This window comes from Citrobacter sp. XT1-2-2, assembly GCF_023516235.1.
GTDB lineage: Bacteria > Pseudomonadota > Gammaproteobacteria > Enterobacterales > Enterobacteriaceae > Citrobacter > Citrobacter werkmanii.
Map to the genome: position 1 here is coordinate 2786039 of NZ_CP097324.1, position 16701 is coordinate 2802739.

Here is a 16701-nt window from a genome sequence, read left to right on the forward strand (position 1 = left end):
TGCGGCAGGCCTGATGTTTCAACGCTTACAAAAAGCCCAGTAATGAGAAGAAGAAGTAGCCGATGACGATAACGATCACCGGCAATATATACAGCGGAAAAATTTGTAAAAAGATCGTATGGTGCGGTACCACGATACGTGATTCAATTTGTGCGCGTGATAACCCTTCACTGCCTTTGGCCTGTTCCAGAATCAATTGATCCTCAACACCTTCGCGTAAAAAACGCGCCTGACGGCTCATTCTTGCACCTGAATCCTGCAACGCTAAGCCGACAAAAATCAGGATGAAAATCAGCCAAAAAACGAGATTGAGTCCACTTTGAAAATCGGGTGTCGGCGAGTTATACCAAAATACGTTAAGAAAGGGGGTGTTCACCCGCATCATGTCGATCATTACATGGGCAAAATCGAGCATCACCGCATTAATCCCCTCCTGCTTTTCGCTGTGCGCATACATAAACTTCAGTACAGAAACCAGTGTTGAAATCAGCGCGGGAATGAAAATCACCCATCCCACCAGCCTTTTCAAGACGGCAATGCGTCCAGCTTGTTGATACGTCATGAGTTCCCCTTGATAAAGACGTGTCATTTTGGCCTAAGTTTACCCGTTGATAACCGTTTTCGCCTGATCTTTAAAGGCGGTATAATAGAGAATTAGCCATAATGAACGCTCAGAGCCTGTTATGACTGGCTCGAAATCCCTTTTATCACCCTAAAGGAGAGGTTGTGATGTCAACCCCGCGTCAAATTCTTGCTGCAATTTTCGATATGGATGGATTACTGGTCGATTCAGAACCGCTCTGGGATCAGGCCGAACTGGATGTGATGGCAAGTTTAGGCGTTGATATCACTCGCCGCCATGAGCTTCCCGATACCCTTGGCTTACGCATCGACATGGTGGTTGATTTGTGGTTTGCGCAGCAACCGTGGAATGGCCCCACACGTCAGGAAGTGACTGAACGTATCATCACGCGGGCTATTGCGTTAGTTGAAGAAACAAGACCGCTGCTGCCTGGCGTACGTGAAGCCGTGGCGTTGTGCAAATCGCAGGGACTTTTGGTCGGGCTGGCATCCGCATCACCGTTGCATATGCTGGAAAAAGTGCTGACCATGTTTGGTTTACGCGACAGCTTCGATGCACTGGCCTCCGCAGAGAAACTTCCCTACAGCAAACCGCACCCGCAGGTGTATCTCGATTGCGCAGCGAAACTGGGCATTGATCCTTTGAGTTGCGTTGCCCTGGAAGATTCAGTCAACGGCATGATCGCCTCGAAAGCGGCTCGCATGCGCTCTATCGTGGTGCCTGCACATGAAAATCAGGACGATCCTCGCTATGTACTGGCCGACGTAAAACTGTCCTCGCTCACCGAACTTACAGCCGTTCATCTGCGCGGCTAATCCTCTCACGGGCAATGCGAATCATTGCCCGTGAGATTGTTTTTTTTAAAATAGCGTTTCATTTTTATTGTATTTCTGCTCAGCCTCTCCTATTCTTCCGCATGGTAAAGTGTGAATGGAATGAATAATTGAGGTGAATATGATTCAGGATGCTTTTCGTCTCGCAGGTAAAGTTGCCATCGTCACCGGATGTGATACCGGCCTTGGACAAGGTATGGCACTGGCGCTGGCTGAAGCTGGCTGTGATGTAGTCGGAGTGAATCGTAAAACCCCGCATGATACCGCAGAGAAAATTAACGCGCTCGGTCGACGCTTTATGGCGATTCAGGCCGATCTCAGCCAACAGGACGTACTCGCCAGCATTGTGACACAAACGGTGGAGGCATTTGGTCGGATCGATATTCTGGTCAATAATGCGGGCACCATACGTCGCCAGGATGCGCTGGACTTCAGCGAAAAAGACTGGGATGACGTGATGAACCTGAATCTCAAATCCGTGTTCTTTCTGTCGCAGGCCGTGGCGCGCCAGTTTGTGGCGCAGGGTAACGGTGGGAAAATAATTAATATTGCCTCAATGCTCTCATTTCAGGGCGGGATCCGCGTTCCTTCCTATACCGCATCGAAAAGCGGTGTACTGGGTATCACCCGCCTGCTGGCTAATGAATGGGCTGCACAAGGTATTAATGTCAACGCTATTGCGCCCGGCTATATGGCGACCAATAACACGCAGCAACTACGTGAAGACAGCGAGCGCAATCAGGAGATTATCGATCGTATTCCAGCCGGACGCTGGGGAAAGCCAGACGATCTGAAAGGCCCGGTCGTTTTCCTCGCAAGTTCAGCCTCTGACTATATTCATGGTTATACGCTGGCCGTGGATGGTGGTTGGCTGGCGCGGTAATGTCGCACTTGTGACAAAGGGTTACAACGTCACCTCTTCCGCCTACTGTATAAAACCCCTATACTGTATGAATCGACAGTTTATTGGGTTTTATCATGACGGCGGAAGGCCACCTTCTTTTTTCTATTGCCTGTGCGGTATTTGCCAAAAATGCCGAGCTAACGCCCGTTCTTGCGCAGGGTGACTGGTGGCATATTGTTCCTTCAGCCATTTTGACATGTCTGCTACCGGATATCGATCATCCAAAATCTCTGCTCGGACAGCGTCTGAAGTGGATATCGAAACCCATTGCCCGCGCATTTGGCCATCGCGGGTTTACGCATAGCCTGCTGGCAGTCTTTGCCCTGCTGGCCACGTTTTACCTGAAAGTCCCTGATACCTGGATAATTCCAGCTGATGCCTTACAGGGCATGGTTCTCGGTTATCTCAGCCACATTCTGGCCGACATGCTGACCCCGGCAGGCGTCCCCCTGCTTTGGCCCTGTCGCTGGCGCTTTCGCCTGCCGATCCTTGTGCCGCAAAAAGGGAATCAACTGGAGCGATTCCTGTGTATGGCGCTGTTTGCCTGGGCCATCTGGATGCCGCAGACCGTACAAGAAAACAGTGCAGTACGCTGGTCATCGCAAATGATAAATACGCTACAAATGCAGTTTAATCGTTTCATAACGCACCAGGTTGACTAATAAATCAGCCGAAATGTCATTTTTGGCATAAACAATTCCATTTGAATATAAGAGGCATGTCACAGTTCTGCTAATCTTGCGCCAACTGAATCACCATCGTACGGTGATCCGCATAATAAGATCAGGAGAACGGGGATGAACTTTCCATTAATCGCGAACATTATCGTGTTCGTAGTGCTGCTGTTCGTGCTGGCGCAAGCCCGTCACAAACAGTGGAGTCTGGCAAAAAAAGTACTGGTCGGTCTGGTCATGGGTGTGGTGTTCGGCCTCGCGCTGCACACCATTTATGGCTCCGACAGCCAGGTTCTTAAAGATTCCGTACAGTGGTTCAACATTGTCGGCAACGGTTACGTCCAGTTGCTGCAAATGATTGTTATGCCGCTGGTCTTTGCCTCTATTCTCAGTGCCGTTGCGCGTCTGCACAACGCCTCTCAGTTAGGTAAAATTAGCTTCCTGACCATCGGCACGCTGCTGTTTACCACGCTGATTGCCGCGCTGGTAGGTGTTCTGGTGACCAACCTGTTCGGCCTGACCGCCGAAGGTCTGGTACAAGGCGGGGCTGAAACCGCGCGCCTGAATGCCATTGAAACCAATTATGTTGGCAAAGTAGCCGACCTCAGCGTTCCGCAACTGGTGCTGTCGTTCATCCCGAAAAACCCGTTTGCCGATCTGACCGGAGCGAACCCGACGTCAATTATCAGCGTGGTTATCTTCGCAGCATTCCTCGGTGTAGCCGCACTGAAACTGCTGAAAGATGACGCCCCAAAAGGCGAGCGTGTTCTGGTCGCTATCGATACCCTGCAAAGCTGGGTGATGAAGCTGGTTCGTCTGGTTATGCAGTTAACGCCGTACGGTGTTCTGGCGCTGATGACTAAAGTGGTTGCAGGCTCCAACCTGCAGGACATCATCAAGCTTGGCAGCTTCGTCGTCGCTTCGTATCTCGGTCTGGGCATTATGTTTGTGGTACACGGGATCCTGCTGGGAGTTAACGGCGTTAGCCCGCTGAAATACTTCCGCAAAGTCTGGCCTGTCCTGACTTTCGCTTTCACCAGCCGTTCCAGCGCCGCGTCCATCCCGCTGAACGTTGAAGCACAAACCCGTCGTCTGGGTGTACCTGAATCCATTGCCAGTTTTGCCGCCTCTTTTGGCGCCACGATTGGTCAGAACGGCTGTGCCGGCCTGTACCCGGCTATGCTGGCGGTGATGGTCGCCCCAACTGTCGGTATTAACCCGCTGGATCCCATGTGGATTGCCACGCTGGTAGGTATCGTGACCGTGAGTTCCGCAGGCGTTGCGGGTGTGGGCGGCGGCGCGACCTTTGCCGCGCTGATCGTTCTGCCTGCCATGGGTCTGCCGGTAACGCTGGTCGCGCTGCTGATCTCCGTTGAACCGCTGATTGATATGGGTCGTACGGCGCTGAACGTTAGCGGCTCCATGACTGCCGGTACGCTGACCAGCCAGTGGCTGAAGCAGACCGACAAAACGATTCTGGACAGCGACGATAACGCCGAACTGGCGCATCGTTAAGCCTGTTTGCTGATAAAAAAACCGCCGGCGTGTCATGCTCCGGCGGTTTTTTATATCCAGTTAATCGCTCAGTTCATTTTCCTGGCGAATCTGATTAGCCCAGCGTTGCGCTGATTCCGGAACCGTAAATGCAGGCGAACGCTGAAACGACTCCCCCATTAAGACAAAAGCGACATATTTACCGCGCAGTATCCATACGTCACGAAACGCATCCATTTTAACCGCATGCTCTGGCGGAGCAGGCTCCACACGGGGCACGTAGCTAATAACCGGACGATTTTGTTGGCGAAGAGGTTTCATAATCAGTTGTTTCACTAAAGACAAATTCTAAAAATCAGAAAACCGCTATCTTAGCCGATTTTCCCCTCCCGCGTCCTGCCTTGCGTGCGCGGTTTGCCTGTCTCATCGCGCTTTACTTCCCCGGTATATTCCTGCAGGGCTGAGTGAGTGGTCTATAGTTAAAGCTTTTGACAGCAACAACGACCCTTTCAGCGATGAATACAGGAGACGAGTTTAATGTCACAGAAAGATAAGCATCCGCTCCATCACACTGCGCCGGTTCATGATGCCAGCGAGTCCAAACCCGGTCTTGATTCTCTGGCGCCAGCAGACGGTTCACATCGTCCAACGCCTGAACCCACGCCTCCGGGCATGCAACCCACCACGTCCGGCAGCTTAAAAGCGCCTGACATCAGAAGTGACAAACTCAACGCGCTGGACAGTTTTCGCAAAGGAAGCGAAGAATTTGCCCTGACCACCAATCAGGGCGTACGCATTGCAGACGATCAAAACTCGCTGCGCGCCGGAAATCGCGGGCCAACATTACTGGAAGATTTTATCCTGCGAGAAAAAATCACCCATTTTGATCACGAACGTATACCAGAACGTATCGTTCACGCCCGAGGGTCAGCCGCGCACGGTTACTTTCAGTCCTATACCGATTTAAGCGCAACGACAAAAGCCGATTTCTTGTCCGAAGAAAACAAGATAACACCCGTTTTTGTCCGTTTCTCAACAGTCCAGGGCGGCGCAGGCTCAGCGGATACGGTCAGGGATATTCGGGGATTTGCTACAAAATTTTATACTGAAGAGGGCATCTTTGATCTGGTAGGGAATAATACGCCGATCTTTTTTATTCAGGATGCACATAAATTCCCGGATTTCGTCCACGCCGTAAAACCGGAGCCACATTGGGCCATCCCACAGGGCCAAAGCGCGCATGATACCTTCTGGGATTATGTCTCATTGCAGCCTGAAACCCTGCACAACGTGATGTGGGCGATGTCTGACCGGGGGATCCCGCGCAGTTATCGCACGATGGAAGGTTTTGGCATCCATACTTTTCGGCTGATTAATGCGCAGGGGAAAGCCACTTTCGTCCGCTTCCACTGGAAACCGCTGGCTGGCAAAGCTTCTTTGGTATGGGATGAAGCACAGAAACTAACGGGTCGCGATCCTGATTTCCATCGCCGCGATCTGTGGGAGGCAATTGAAGCCGGCGATTACCCGGAATACGAACTTGGCCTGCAGTTAATTCCGGAGGAAGATGAGTTTAAATTCGATTTTGACCTGCTCGACCCGACAAAACTCATCCCGGAAGAGCTGGTTCCGGTTCAGCGCGTCGGTAAAATGGTACTAAACCGCAACCCGGACAATTTCTTCGCGGAAAACGAACAGGCGGCATTTCATCCCGGTCACATCGTTCCGGGCATCGATTTTACCAATGACCCTCTGTTACAGGGCAGACTGTTCTCCTATACGGACACACAGATTAGTCGCCTGGGTGGGCCCAACTTCCATGAAATCCCGATCAATCGCCCTACCTGCCCGTACCATAACTTCCAACGCGACGGTATGCATCGCATGGATATTGATACCAATCCCGCCAACTATGAACCTAACTCCATCAATGACAACTGGCCACGAGAAACGCCGCCGGGGCCAAAACGTGGTGGATTTGAGTCGTATCAGGAGCGCATTGACGGGAATAAAATTCGTGAGCGTAGCCCCTCTTTCGGCGAATACTATGCCCACCCTCGCCTGTTCTGGCTAAGCCAGACGCCAATAGAGCAACAGCATATTATTGGCGGATTCAGTTTCGAACTCAGCAAAGTGACCCGGCCTTATATTCGCGAAAGAGTGGTCGATCATCTGGCGCATATTGATACCACTCTGGCGCAGTCCGTGGCCAGCAACCTCGGTTTTGAACTGACCGAAGAGCAAACCCAGATCTCCCCTCCACCGGACGTCAACGGGTTAACCAATGCGCCTTCGCTTAGTTTATATGCGGGATCAAAAGGTGATATCAAAGGCCGCGTGGTCGCCATTCTGCTCAATGATCAGGTAAAGGCAGACGATCTGCTCACCATTATGCAGGCCCTGCAGTCGAAAGGCGTTCATGCCAGGTTGCTCTATTCCAGAATGGGTAATGTGGTTGCCGACGATGGCTCCGTCCTGACGATCGCGGGTACCTTTGCCGGCTCGCCGTCGCTGACGGTCGATGCGGTTATCGTTCCGGGTGGGAATATCGCGGATATCGCCATGAATGGCGATGCGAAATATTACTTACTGGAAGCGTATAAGCACCTGAAACCTATCGCCCTGGCTGGAGATGCTCGCCAGCTTAAAGCTGCATTGAATATCACAAATCAGAGTGAGGAAGGCGTGGTAGAAGCGGACAGTGCAGACGCACAGTTTATGGATACCTTACTGACACTGATGACTGCGCATCGTGTCTGGTCGCGAGCCGGAAAAATCGACGCGATCCCTGCCTAAAAAAATGCGGCGCATAATTGCGCCGCAAACTCAGGAATTACACGTTCAGAAAACTGCCAAGACGATAACCGCGCTCCGCAATAGCATATTTCAGTGACGAAGACGTCAGTACGTCAAGCTCAGTTAAGCGGGGGTAACAGTAGGCACTTTGACGAATAGTGTCATCGATAAAGGCTGGATGGCACATGACTTCCAGTGAGGACTCTCCCCGGTCTGCTGAGGCATCCAGCGTTTGTAAAAACAGCGCCTCAGAAATCGCTTCGCCATAAAACTCGCTGCTGAATCCCTGGGAAGAACGCAACGTGTCGGGTAAATCAGACGACTGGCACACCGCCTGACGATCGATACGCAATGCAATCCCTCGTTCGGCTGCAAAGCTCGCGACAATGGGGAAAATCTGCGGGAACATATGCACATGGTGATGGCTATCCAGATGCGTCGGTTCCCGCCCAAACAGGTCTATAAAACGCTGATACTGCGCGGCCAGCTCTTGCGAAATTTCATCCAGCGGCAAAGCATCTTCTTCTGCCATTTGCCAGATCCATTTCCCCAGCAATCCGTCACGCGTAAGGCCTGGCATTGGTGTCAACGGTCTGCCCAGCGTCAGAACAAAGTGCATCCCGACGGCAAGTGCAGGTATGTCACGACTCAGTTGTACCGCATGGTCAATCGCCGCGCCATTTACCAACGCCGTCGTCGAGGTGACCACGCCATTGCGGCAGGCTTCAACAATGCCGTAGTTTTGGCCTTTACTCAGGCCAAAATCATCCGCATTCACAATCAGTACGCGTTCCATAGCCGACCTCAGTTAGTGTTGTTCGCTTTTCAGTTTCTCGATGCACCCGGCGAAATTTGGCAGCCATTGTTCATGCGCCAGAATCAATTCACGCGCCAGGACTTCAGCGTCGCGGTCAGAATGCACCAGCGGGCTAAGGTTCAGCGCCAGCAGCACATCATTTAGCTCTCCGCTCAATGCCGCATTACTCGCCGCCACTTCAAAGCCTTTAATGGTATAGATAAGACCGAGGACTTTCTCATCAAAATGAGTAATACGTGGGTGTGGCGTGGCGCCGTTGCATCCCAACGTGCAGGTCATTTCTACCGCCCAGTCCGCAGGAATGTTATCGACATGTCCATGGTGCGGAATGTTGACATAATGTTCGGTCTGCTTATCGTTGTAGATAGCGTTGATCACTTCACAGGCCGCGTCGGAGTAATAAGCGCCACCGCGCTGTTCCAGCTCCTTCGGCTTAACGTTCAGCTCAGGATTTTTATAGAGATCAAAAAGTTGTTTCTCAACTTTCTGTACCACCTGAGCGCGTGCCCCGCCCTTATAGTATTCGCCCATCTCAATCGCCAGCATCTCTTTTGGCTTGAAGTAGTAGAGCAAGTAAGAGCACGGCAGTAGTTTCAGCGAACGAATCAGTCCTTCACTAAACGGCAGGTCAAAGATGTTCTTCACGGTAGACGCTTTCAACTCGCCCGATGCGACGCCGTCCAGCAGTTCATCAAAACGTGACACGCCGTTCACCAGCACATCTTTGATAAAGACCATATGGTTCAGACCGAACAGATCGATAGATAAATCATCGCTCTCTTTCAGCGCCAGCACATCGCTAATGAACATTTTCATGCCGACGGGAATATTACACACGCCGATGAATTTCTTAAAATTCGTATGGCGATAGACCGCTTCAGTCACCATCCCGGCCGGGTTAGTAAAGTTAATCACCCACGCATTCGGGCACAGTTCTTCCACATCTTTTACAATGTCAAAAATAACCGGAATGGTACGCAAACCTTTGAACAGACCGCCCGCACCGTTCGTTTCCTGTCCCAGATAACCGTGGCTCAGCGGGATACGCTCATCCTTCTCACGGGCTTTAAGTTGTCCTACACGCAGTTGGGTGGTAACGAAATCAGCATCTTTCAACGCTTCGCGGCGATCCAGCGTTTTATACAACTTCATCGGAACGCCAGCTTTGTCGATCATCCGCTGGCAAAGGTCAAAAATAATGTCCAGCTTCTCTTTACCACCCTCTACATCAACCAGCCACAATTCAGAAACCGGTAATTCGTGATAGCGCTTAATAAAGCCTTCAAGTAACTCAGGGGTGTAGCTGCTCCCGCCACCGATAGTGACGACTTTTAATTTCTGGCTCATACGTTCTCCCTTCAGTGTCAAAACACTGACATGTATTATGCTCAACCCGTTTGTCAGGTATAGCGTGGCTGTCCCGACGCTATTTAGGGCAAGCTATAAAAAATGAGTTATTGGAAAATAATATCTACTGATTAAATTCAGTTAATTTCTTACGATAGCTATTTGGCGTAAACGACGTCAGCTTTTTAAATGTTTTAATAAACAGGCTTGGACTACTGTAACCAGACTCATAAGCAATATCCGTTACAGAATAGTTAGTCATTTCCAGCTGTTTTTTAGCAAAATTAATGCGAATTTCATTAATGATCTGCATCGGCGTTTTGCTGTAATAACGCTGGGTTGCGCGGGTCAGATACTCCTGGGATTTCGCGGACAGGTGTACCATATTTTCCAGCGCATTCTCGCTAAACTGCCGTTTATCATGCATGGTCTCGACGGTGGTTTTGAGCCACTGAGGAATATCATCCAGCACCTGCTCTTCGCGATGATGGCGCAGCCGATTAATAATATAGAAGGTGACCACTTCTACAAATTCATCGAGTCCGCTCTCACGAAAGTTCAGTGATGCAATAACCGTTTCAATGTAGGTAAGAAACGAGTTATTCGCCCGATAGACCTGCGATGCAACGAAACAAAACGGCAGCAGCGGGTGGTAGTGCTGTTCAAAAAAACGTTTACTGATACCGACGTTGAGGATCCTTGTCGCACCGAAATCATAGAAACTCTGGTGATGCGATCCCAACGGGATAAAAACAAAGTCCCCGCGCTCAAGCAATACGCGTTTACCGTTGATTTCCTGATAATAGCGTCCGGTTAAAACCAGCGTAAATTCATAGTAGTCATGTTGATGCAGCCCACTGATGCTCTCAGTTTTGTTATAGATGAACACATGGAAATTTTTGCCATTAAACAGCTGCTGTTCATAGACGGTTTTGATTTCCGGTGCGTTAATCTGTAGCTGCATTTTGCACTCCTCGCTATTTCAGCTTCTCGTGAAGTTCAATCAGTTCAGTGACCAGCTCGCGCGCCAGCATCGAGGTCATCAGATGATCCTGTGCGTGGACCAGCACCAGGCTGACTTTCATTTTACCTTCGCCCTGATCGCCTTCAATCAGTTTTGTTTGCACGAGGTGCGCTTCGTTCAGCGCCAGACGAGACTGGTCCATCATGGTCTTCGCTGCTTCAAAATCCCCCTGCTTGGCCATTTTGAGTGCGCCGTATGCCAGGCTACGCGCCTGACCAGAATTAATGATGAGCCCCATCACCACTTCTTCAAGTTCTTCTGCTTCTGACTGCGTGTCGACGATATTCTCGATATCCAACATACTTTTTTCCTCTGGTTAAGTCCGGCATGACCGCGAAGCCACGCCGGATTAAATTTAGAATTTCAATGCGTTAGCGATATCTTCTTCGCTTTCTTCTTGATCAATAACGTTCTGAGCTTTGTTGGCTACTACCACGAACGGCAGGTAAACCAGCGTTGCAATACCGAGGTTGAACAGCGCGACCAGCAGAGCGGCGACGCTACCGTTGGTGTTAAAGAACGCGCCCAAACCGGTTGGCATAGTCCACGGCGCGATGTTGGTAATCGGTGGAATAATGCCGGAGTAGTAAGCTGCCAGCGTAATCGCCGCCAGAATCGGCTGAACCAGAATGAACGGAATAAACATAACCGGGTTCATGATGATCGGCAGACCGAACAGGATAGGTTCGTTAATCTGGAAGAGACCTGACGGCAGTGCCAGCTTAGCAACCTGACGATAGTCAGGACGACGCGATGCCAGGAAAATAGCGATAATCAGACCCAGCGTTGCCCCGCTACCCCCAAGGAAAATATAGGAGTCGAGCATCGGTTTCGCCCAGACGTGGAACGTCTTACCGGCTTCCAGCGCAGCGTCTACGGAACCAAACTGTTGGTAGATAGAGATGTTTTCCAGCGCCCATGGCGTCATGATTCCGCTGTCCAGCGCGGTCAGCGCCAAAGAACCGTGAATACCAAAGAACCACAGCAGCGGAACAAAAATCACATAGGCCCAACCCACTACGCTACCCAGCGATGCCAGCGGCGTTGAAATGGAATCCATAATGATCTGATGGAAGTTGGTACCCCAGGTGTTCAGCGCCCAAGCGATGATCCCCATAATGGAGAGAATAAGAAAGCCAGGAATCAGCGCAGAGAAGGAACGCGATACGGATGTCGGTACGCTATCAGGTAATTTGATCACCCAATTACGATGGACCACAAAAGTGAACATTTCCGCGACCACCAGGCCGATAATAATACCGGAAATAATATTCGCGCCGCCCAGCCAGTTAGCGCCAACCGCATAAGCTTCACCCACGCTGTATGGCGTGACGGTCATAAATGCGGCGACAGATAACAACCCGGCAGCCAGTGAGTCGACCTTGCGTTCTTCTGCCAGCGCCATGCCGATAAAGAACGGCGCCATCAATGACATGATACCCAGCGTACCGTTATAGACGTTTCCACCAATGCCTTTCAAGCTATTCAGCGTTTCAATAGTTGAAGCATCAAGTCGAATGCCCATCGAATAAAAAAACGACCCCTCCCCAAAGCTCAGGAAAACGTTATTAATTAATACAAACATTGCCCCTGCGAGGGTTAACGGCATTAAACGAATAAAACCGTTTTTGATTGCATTAACGTGCGGCTGCTTTCCAATTTTTACAGCAAAAGGAAGGAGTACCTTTTCAAGTGAAGCAATAGCGTTACTCATAGAAAAATACCCTTAAATACCGCAATTAATAATTGCGGTGAATGTTAATGAAATAACTCTTTGACGGGAAAAATTAAAATAAAATAATTAATTTGCTGCGGCTTTTTTAATTGCTGCAACAGCAGCCTTAAGCACGCCTAAACCATCGACTTTGCCATACAGCAGCGAGTCAATCACTTCCACAGGCTTGTTGGGTAACAAACGCTGAATTTCGGGCAACATATAAGCAATTTGCGGACCTAATAACACAACATCGGCCGCTGGACCTTTTTCTCCGGCCAGCGTTTCAGGAAACGCTTCAATAATAACCGGCACTTCGTATTTTTCGGCCTGAGCACGCATCTTCGATACCAACAATGAAGTCGACATGCCCGCAGAACAAAACAGATAAATGTGTTTCTTTTCCATTAAAACGATCCTCATGTGCGATTATCTGTCAACCAGACACTCCGCAAGCCATAACCTGCATCCATGCTCTGGGTAACCTGCGTCAGCTAAATTACTTTTTTAGGTGGCTGAAACGAGTATACGGGATTGTACCGGTGGATGGTATTTCCTTGACCAACTAAATTGTCTCTCCTTGACCTGTCGTTATGACCCCCCTCACATTTTATGCAAATAATTCGCGGCAATAAATAAGATCGTGCGGCACAAAAAAACCGGCGCGATGGCCGGTTGTTCAGAGTGCTCAGGCAATAAACAGTTGTTACTACTTCGCTGCCTGCGGGTCGGTGTCGTACTCTGCGCAAGTCTGGTAGCCAGAGTTAATCACATGACCGGTATCGTCTAAAGCAACGAAATAGGTTTCAGCTTTACCATCTCGTTGACCCAGGATGTAGGTCTGACAGGTCCCGCGCGCATGGATCATACTCACTTCTGAAGAAGGCTTACCGGCAATCTGCGCGACCTGCGCCCTGCTCATCCCTTTCTTCACATCTTTCACTACGGGCTGAACAAATTGGTCTTTGGTACGATCATAGGCCGTACACCCCGCCAGCATAGTCAAAACAGCCGCTGCACCCAGAATTCCTGTTAGATTCTTGTTCATTTTTTCGTCCTCTTGTTTTTCAGCGTGTTATGTAAGCCTGGAGCACAACAACGCATTTTTCAAGCAATCAGATGATACTTAGGCCGTTTCGGAAAATTCTATTAAAACAAAATGATGTTATATCAGGCCTGCATCCCTTGTCGTTTGGGCCTCAACGCGTTAGCTTTAACATATCATTTTATTTTTCACAGGGGGTTGCATGACTCTGCAGCAAGAGATAATCAAAGCGCTTGGCGCAAAACCGCACATTAATGCAGAAGAGGAAATTCGTCGCAGCGTAGATTTCCTGAAATCATACCTGCAAACCTACCCCTTTCTGAAATCACTGGTGTTGGGCATTAGCGGCGGACAAGACTCCACCCTCGCCGGAAAACTCTGCCAAATGGCCGTTTCCGAGCTCCGCCAGGAAACGGGGAATGACGCGCTACAATTTATTGCGGTGCGTTTACCGTATGGCGTTCAGGCTGACGAGCAGGACTGCCAGGATGCCATCGCCTTTATACAACCGGACCGCGTACTCACCGTCAATATTAAAGGCGCAGTGCTGGCCAGCGAGCAGGCTTTGCGTGAGGCGGGAATTGAGCTGAGTGATTTTGTGCGCGGCAACGAAAAAGCCCGTGAACGTATGAAGGCGCAATACAGTATCGCGGGCATGACCAGCGGCGTTGTCGTGGGTACCGATCATGCAGCAGAAGCGATCACCGGTTTCTTCACTAAATATGGCGATGGCGGTACTGACATCAACCCAATATTCCGTCTGAACAAGCGCCAGGGTAAACAGCTGCTTGCTGCGCTGGGTTGCCCGGAGCATTTATATAAGAAAGCTCCCACCGCCGACCTTGAAGACGATCGCCCTTCTCTGCCAGATGAAGCCGCATTGGGCGTGAGCTATGACAACATCGACGATTATCTGGAAGGAAAAACGCTGGATGCTGAAATAGCTAAAAAAATCGAAGGTTGGTATCTGAAGACTGAGCACAAACGTCGCCCACCCATCACCGTGTTTGATGATTTCTGGAAAAAAGCATAATTTTTTCTGCCTAAGGCCGGGTAGCCCCCCTATTGCTGCTCTCCGGCCTTAGCAGCCTGATCATGCCGCTTTTTTAATCGCCCCTCAGCTGTTATACTGGATGGATAACCAGCAGCGGAGTGAAAAGTGGTACGGCGTCAATCAGCCCCTCGCCTGACATTAGAGGCAGCAGCAATTTATGAATACCCCGAGCATCTGCGCCCATTTTTGAGTGCGCTTCCCGCGGTGCCCGGCGTCTATCTGTTTCATAGCGAAAGCGACACCCTGCCGCTTTATATAGGCAAAAGCGTCAATATTCGCAGCCGCGTGTTGTCACACCTGCGTACCACGGACGAAGCGGCAATGCTGCGCCAGTCCAAACGCATTAGCTGGATTTGTACGGCTGGAGAAATTGGCGCCCTACTGTTAGAAGCGCGGCTTATCAAAGAGCAGCAGCCTCTGTTTAATAAACGGTTGCGACGCAATCGTCAGCTTTGCGCCCTGCAGCTTACCGACCAGACTGTTCAGGTTGTTTACGCACGAGATATTGATTTCTCCCATGCCCCCAATCTGTTTGGTTTGTTTGCCAATCGCCGTGCCGCGCTACAAACATTGCAAAGCATCGCCGATGAACAGCAACTGTGCTACGGCCTGTTGGGGCTGGAACCCCTGAGTCGTGGGCGAGCCTGCTTTCGCTCAGCGCTAAAGCGCTGCGCCGGAGCGTGCTGTGGGAAAGAGAGCCCGCAGGCGCATCATTCGCGCCTGCTTGAGGCGCTGGAAAGAGTACGCGTCATCTGCTGGCCGTGGAACAATGCCATTGCGCTGCAAGAAACCCGCGCTGAAATGACTCAGTACCATATCATCAATAACTGGTTTTGGCTGGGCGCCGTTGCAACGCTGGATGAGGCGACAACCCTGGCGAGAATGCCGGCTGGCTTTGACCATGATGGCTACAAAATTCTCTGCCGGCCTGTTTTGTCTGGCAAATACGACATTATTGAACTGAATCCGGAGAGTATCCCGGCATCCAGTTAATCTCGCTGAACAGCAGTTTTCCCTCGCGCTCCAACAGGCGCAGGGTGTGTTTACCGTCGTGCCAGCTCGCGCCCTGATCGGCCGTCAGCAGCTTCTCACCCAATTGCCAGGCGCCACTGATAACAAACACGACGCCGCCACGAGAACCAAAGGTTGTAAAAGTGCGATCGGCAACTCTGACTTTCGCCTGGCAAACATCTCGTCGGGTCATGATATTAAAATCCATCGACATCCGTCCTTCCGTCAGCTTTGCTTTTACTACCTTGTCACCAGCAAAAGTAAAAGGTTGATGCTGCTTCAGGGTGTGAGTGAAGATGTTCGCCTCTTCCAGGGTCACTTCACCTCCTTCCAGCAAGGTAATCACGCGTTCTACGCCCGGAAAAAGAGAAAACTCTCCGTTTGCTGCAAGGGAGGCGATACTCGCCCGCCAGTGAAAATCGCGTGTTGCTGGCGGAAAACAGCAAATCTCTCGCGTTTCTCCCGCCCCATTGCGCCACAGACTGACCGGCATTTTGCGGATATCGAAATATTCCATCACCCCTCCAGAAAGGCGTAGCACGTCAACCTGCCGTGAACAGCCAGCCATAAATCATCATTGTGATATTTACCCTGCAGAGTATCGTTATCGGCAACAGGGTTGATTTGCCTTAGTGCTGAATAGGGTATTTTGCAAAAAAATTAACGCTTCTCCTGGCGGGAAAGAAAAAACCGCCGATCCTGCCCACATCGTTAAACGTGTTGTGGACAAGAGCGGCGGTCTTGAGTTTGTTGCACACTGTGCGGCGCTGAACGCCGACACAGCATGACTGATTTAGTGTAGACGACTGGCGATTACTCGGCAGCTTCTGGCATTTTACCTTTCTGCGCCGGACGTTCTGTCAGACGCTTCTCAAAATTGGCATTAAACTGCTTTTTCTGTTCAGGCGTCAGAATGTTGTAAATCTTGTTCTGCGTTTCCATGTGCGCCAGCATGTTGGCTTTACGCTGTTCTTCCATCTTCGCAATTTGCGCTTCGGCTTTCGCTTTATCGAAGCTATCGCTGGCGATGATATCGTGCATGGCGCGGCGTTCTTCCAGCGGCGGACGTTTCATCTGATCGCGCTGGCCTTTCATAATTTCGCGAATCTGCTGTTTCTGCGCGTCGGTCAGGTTCAGGTCTTTGAACATCATGTCGTGATGCGGGGCGAACTTCCCGTTGTGATGCATCATTGGTTTGGCATCCGCTGGCGCAGTTGTTGTGGTGTCAGCAGCATGGGCCAGGTTTGCAGCGCCCAGCGCCAGGGTAGAGGCAACAAACAGAGCAGTCAGTTTACGCATAATTTCTATCCTTTCTTTCAGTTATTTTTACGACATTCATGCGATTCTTCTGCAATGTGATGTCGTGTTGACGAGATTAACTTTACCGGCTTAAGCGTCAATTAAT

At 50.5% G+C, this 16701-nt stretch carries 18 protein-coding genes; 7 read left to right on the top strand and 11 right to left on the bottom strand.

Annotation, left to right across the window (positions count from 1 at the left end; translation table 11 throughout):
• Nucleotides 1–25: 25 nt before the first annotated feature.
• On the bottom strand, nt 26–562 hold the full coding sequence (locus M4I31_RS13255) for a YniB family protein (protein WP_069324268.1): 537 nt from the start codon (nt 560–562) through the stop codon (nt 26–28).
• 167 nt (nt 563–729) lie between these two features.
• On the opposite strand from M4I31_RS13255, the gene hxpB reads away from it, so the two are divergent.
• The 4 genes from hxpB (at nt 730) to tcyP (ending at nt 4509) form a co-directional block, all read left to right on the top strand.
• The gene (hxpB, locus tag M4I31_RS13260) at nt 730–1398 is read left to right on the top strand and encodes a hexitol phosphatase HxpB (RefSeq protein ID WP_069324269.1); all 669 of its coding nucleotides are present in this window, start codon (nt 730–732) and stop codon (nt 1396–1398) included.
• Between the two features lie 139 nt (nt 1399–1537).
• Nucleotides 1538–2299, top strand: a complete 762-nt coding sequence (gene kduD / locus M4I31_RS13265) for a 2-dehydro-3-deoxy-D-gluconate 5-dehydrogenase KduD (RefSeq protein WP_069324270.1) — start codon at nt 1538–1540, stop codon at nt 2297–2299.
• Nucleotides 2300–2382: 83 nt separating this feature from the next.
• The gene (locus tag M4I31_RS13270; protein ID WP_087050648.1) at nt 2383–2982 is read left to right on the top strand and encodes a metal-dependent hydrolase; all 600 of its coding nucleotides are present in this window, start codon (nt 2383–2385) and stop codon (nt 2980–2982) included.
• Between the two features lie 135 nt (nt 2983–3117).
• Nucleotides 3118–4509 (top strand): cystine/sulfocysteine:cation symporter, encoded by a 1392-nt coding sequence (tcyP, locus tag M4I31_RS13275; protein ID WP_006684833.1) that lies wholly within the window; start codon nt 3118–3120, stop codon nt 4507–4509.
• 60 nt (nt 4510–4569) lie between these two features.
• On the opposite strand, the gene cedA is transcribed toward tcyP, so the two are convergent.
• The gene (gene cedA, locus M4I31_RS13280; RefSeq protein WP_071600734.1) at nt 4570–4833 is read right to left on the bottom strand and encodes a cell division activator CedA; all 264 of its coding nucleotides are present in this window, start codon (nt 4831–4833) and stop codon (nt 4570–4572) included.
• Between the two features lie 192 nt (nt 4834–5025).
• Between cedA and katE the strand changes: the two genes are divergently transcribed.
• Complete coding sequence (gene katE / locus M4I31_RS13285) at nt 5026–7284, top strand: catalase HPII (RefSeq protein ID WP_085049498.1); 2259 nt, start codon at nt 5026–5028, stop codon at nt 7282–7284.
• Nucleotides 7285–7321: 37 nt separating this feature from the next.
• On the opposite strand, the gene chbG is transcribed toward katE, so the two are convergent.
• The 7 genes from chbG to osmE form a co-directional block, all read right to left on the bottom strand.
• Nucleotides 7322–8080 (bottom strand): chitin disaccharide deacetylase, encoded by a 759-nt coding sequence (chbG, locus tag M4I31_RS13290; RefSeq protein WP_038640162.1) that lies wholly within the window; start codon nt 8078–8080, stop codon nt 7322–7324.
• A gap of 12 nt (nt 8081–8092) precedes the next feature.
• The gene (locus M4I31_RS13295) at nt 8093–9448 is read right to left on the bottom strand and encodes a 6-phospho-beta-glucosidase (protein WP_085049499.1); all 1356 of its coding nucleotides are present in this window, start codon (nt 9446–9448) and stop codon (nt 8093–8095) included.
• A gap of 124 nt (nt 9449–9572) precedes the next feature.
• The gene (chbR, locus tag M4I31_RS13300) at nt 9573–10412 is read right to left on the bottom strand and encodes a transcriptional regulator ChbR (protein ID WP_003030617.1); all 840 of its coding nucleotides are present in this window, start codon (nt 10410–10412) and stop codon (nt 9573–9575) included.
• A 13-nt stretch (nt 10413–10425) separates the two neighbouring features.
• Nucleotides 10426–10773: a PTS N,N'-diacetylchitobiose transporter subunit IIA gene (chbA, locus tag M4I31_RS13305; protein WP_038640158.1), complete on the bottom strand. Its 348-nt coding sequence runs from the start codon at nt 10771–10773 to the stop codon at nt 10426–10428.
• A gap of 54 nt (nt 10774–10827) precedes the next feature.
• Nucleotides 10828–12186: a PTS N,N'-diacetylchitobiose transporter subunit IIC gene (gene chbC, locus M4I31_RS13310; protein ID WP_006684840.1), complete on the bottom strand. Its 1359-nt coding sequence runs from the start codon at nt 12184–12186 to the stop codon at nt 10828–10830.
• A gap of 87 nt (nt 12187–12273) precedes the next feature.
• Entirely contained in the window at nt 12274–12594 is a 321-nt protein-coding gene (gene chbB, locus M4I31_RS13315; protein WP_003030620.1) for a PTS N,N'-diacetylchitobiose transporter subunit IIB, read from the bottom strand.
• A gap of 301 nt (nt 12595–12895) precedes the next feature.
• Nucleotides 12896–13234: an osmotically-inducible lipoprotein OsmE gene (osmE, locus tag M4I31_RS13320; protein WP_006684842.1), complete on the bottom strand. Its 339-nt coding sequence runs from the start codon at nt 13232–13234 to the stop codon at nt 12896–12898.
• A 199-nt stretch (nt 13235–13433) separates the two neighbouring features.
• On the opposite strand from osmE, the gene nadE reads away from it, so the two are divergent.
• Both nadE and cho read left to right on the top strand, forming a co-directional pair.
• Entirely contained in the window at nt 13434–14264 is an 831-nt protein-coding gene (gene nadE, locus M4I31_RS13325) for an ammonia-dependent NAD(+) synthetase (RefSeq protein WP_038640152.1), read from the top strand.
• A 126-nt stretch (nt 14265–14390) separates the two neighbouring features.
• Complete coding sequence (gene cho / locus M4I31_RS13330; RefSeq protein WP_069324271.1) at nt 14391–15278, top strand: excinuclease Cho; 888 nt, start codon at nt 14391–14393, stop codon at nt 15276–15278.
• Here cho and ves read toward each other — a convergent pair.
• Together ves and spy are read right to left on the bottom strand one after the other, a co-directional pair.
• Nucleotides 15238–15813: an environmental stress-induced protein Ves gene (gene ves / locus M4I31_RS13335; RefSeq protein ID WP_069324272.1), complete on the bottom strand. Its 576-nt coding sequence runs from the start codon at nt 15811–15813 to the stop codon at nt 15238–15240. The genes cho and ves overlap by 41 nt on opposite strands.
• Nucleotides 15814–16109: 296 nt before the next feature.
• Complete coding sequence (gene spy / locus M4I31_RS13340; protein ID WP_085049500.1) at nt 16110–16595, bottom strand: ATP-independent periplasmic protein-refolding chaperone Spy; 486 nt, start codon at nt 16593–16595, stop codon at nt 16110–16112.
• Nucleotides 16596–16701: the final 106 nt, after the last annotated feature.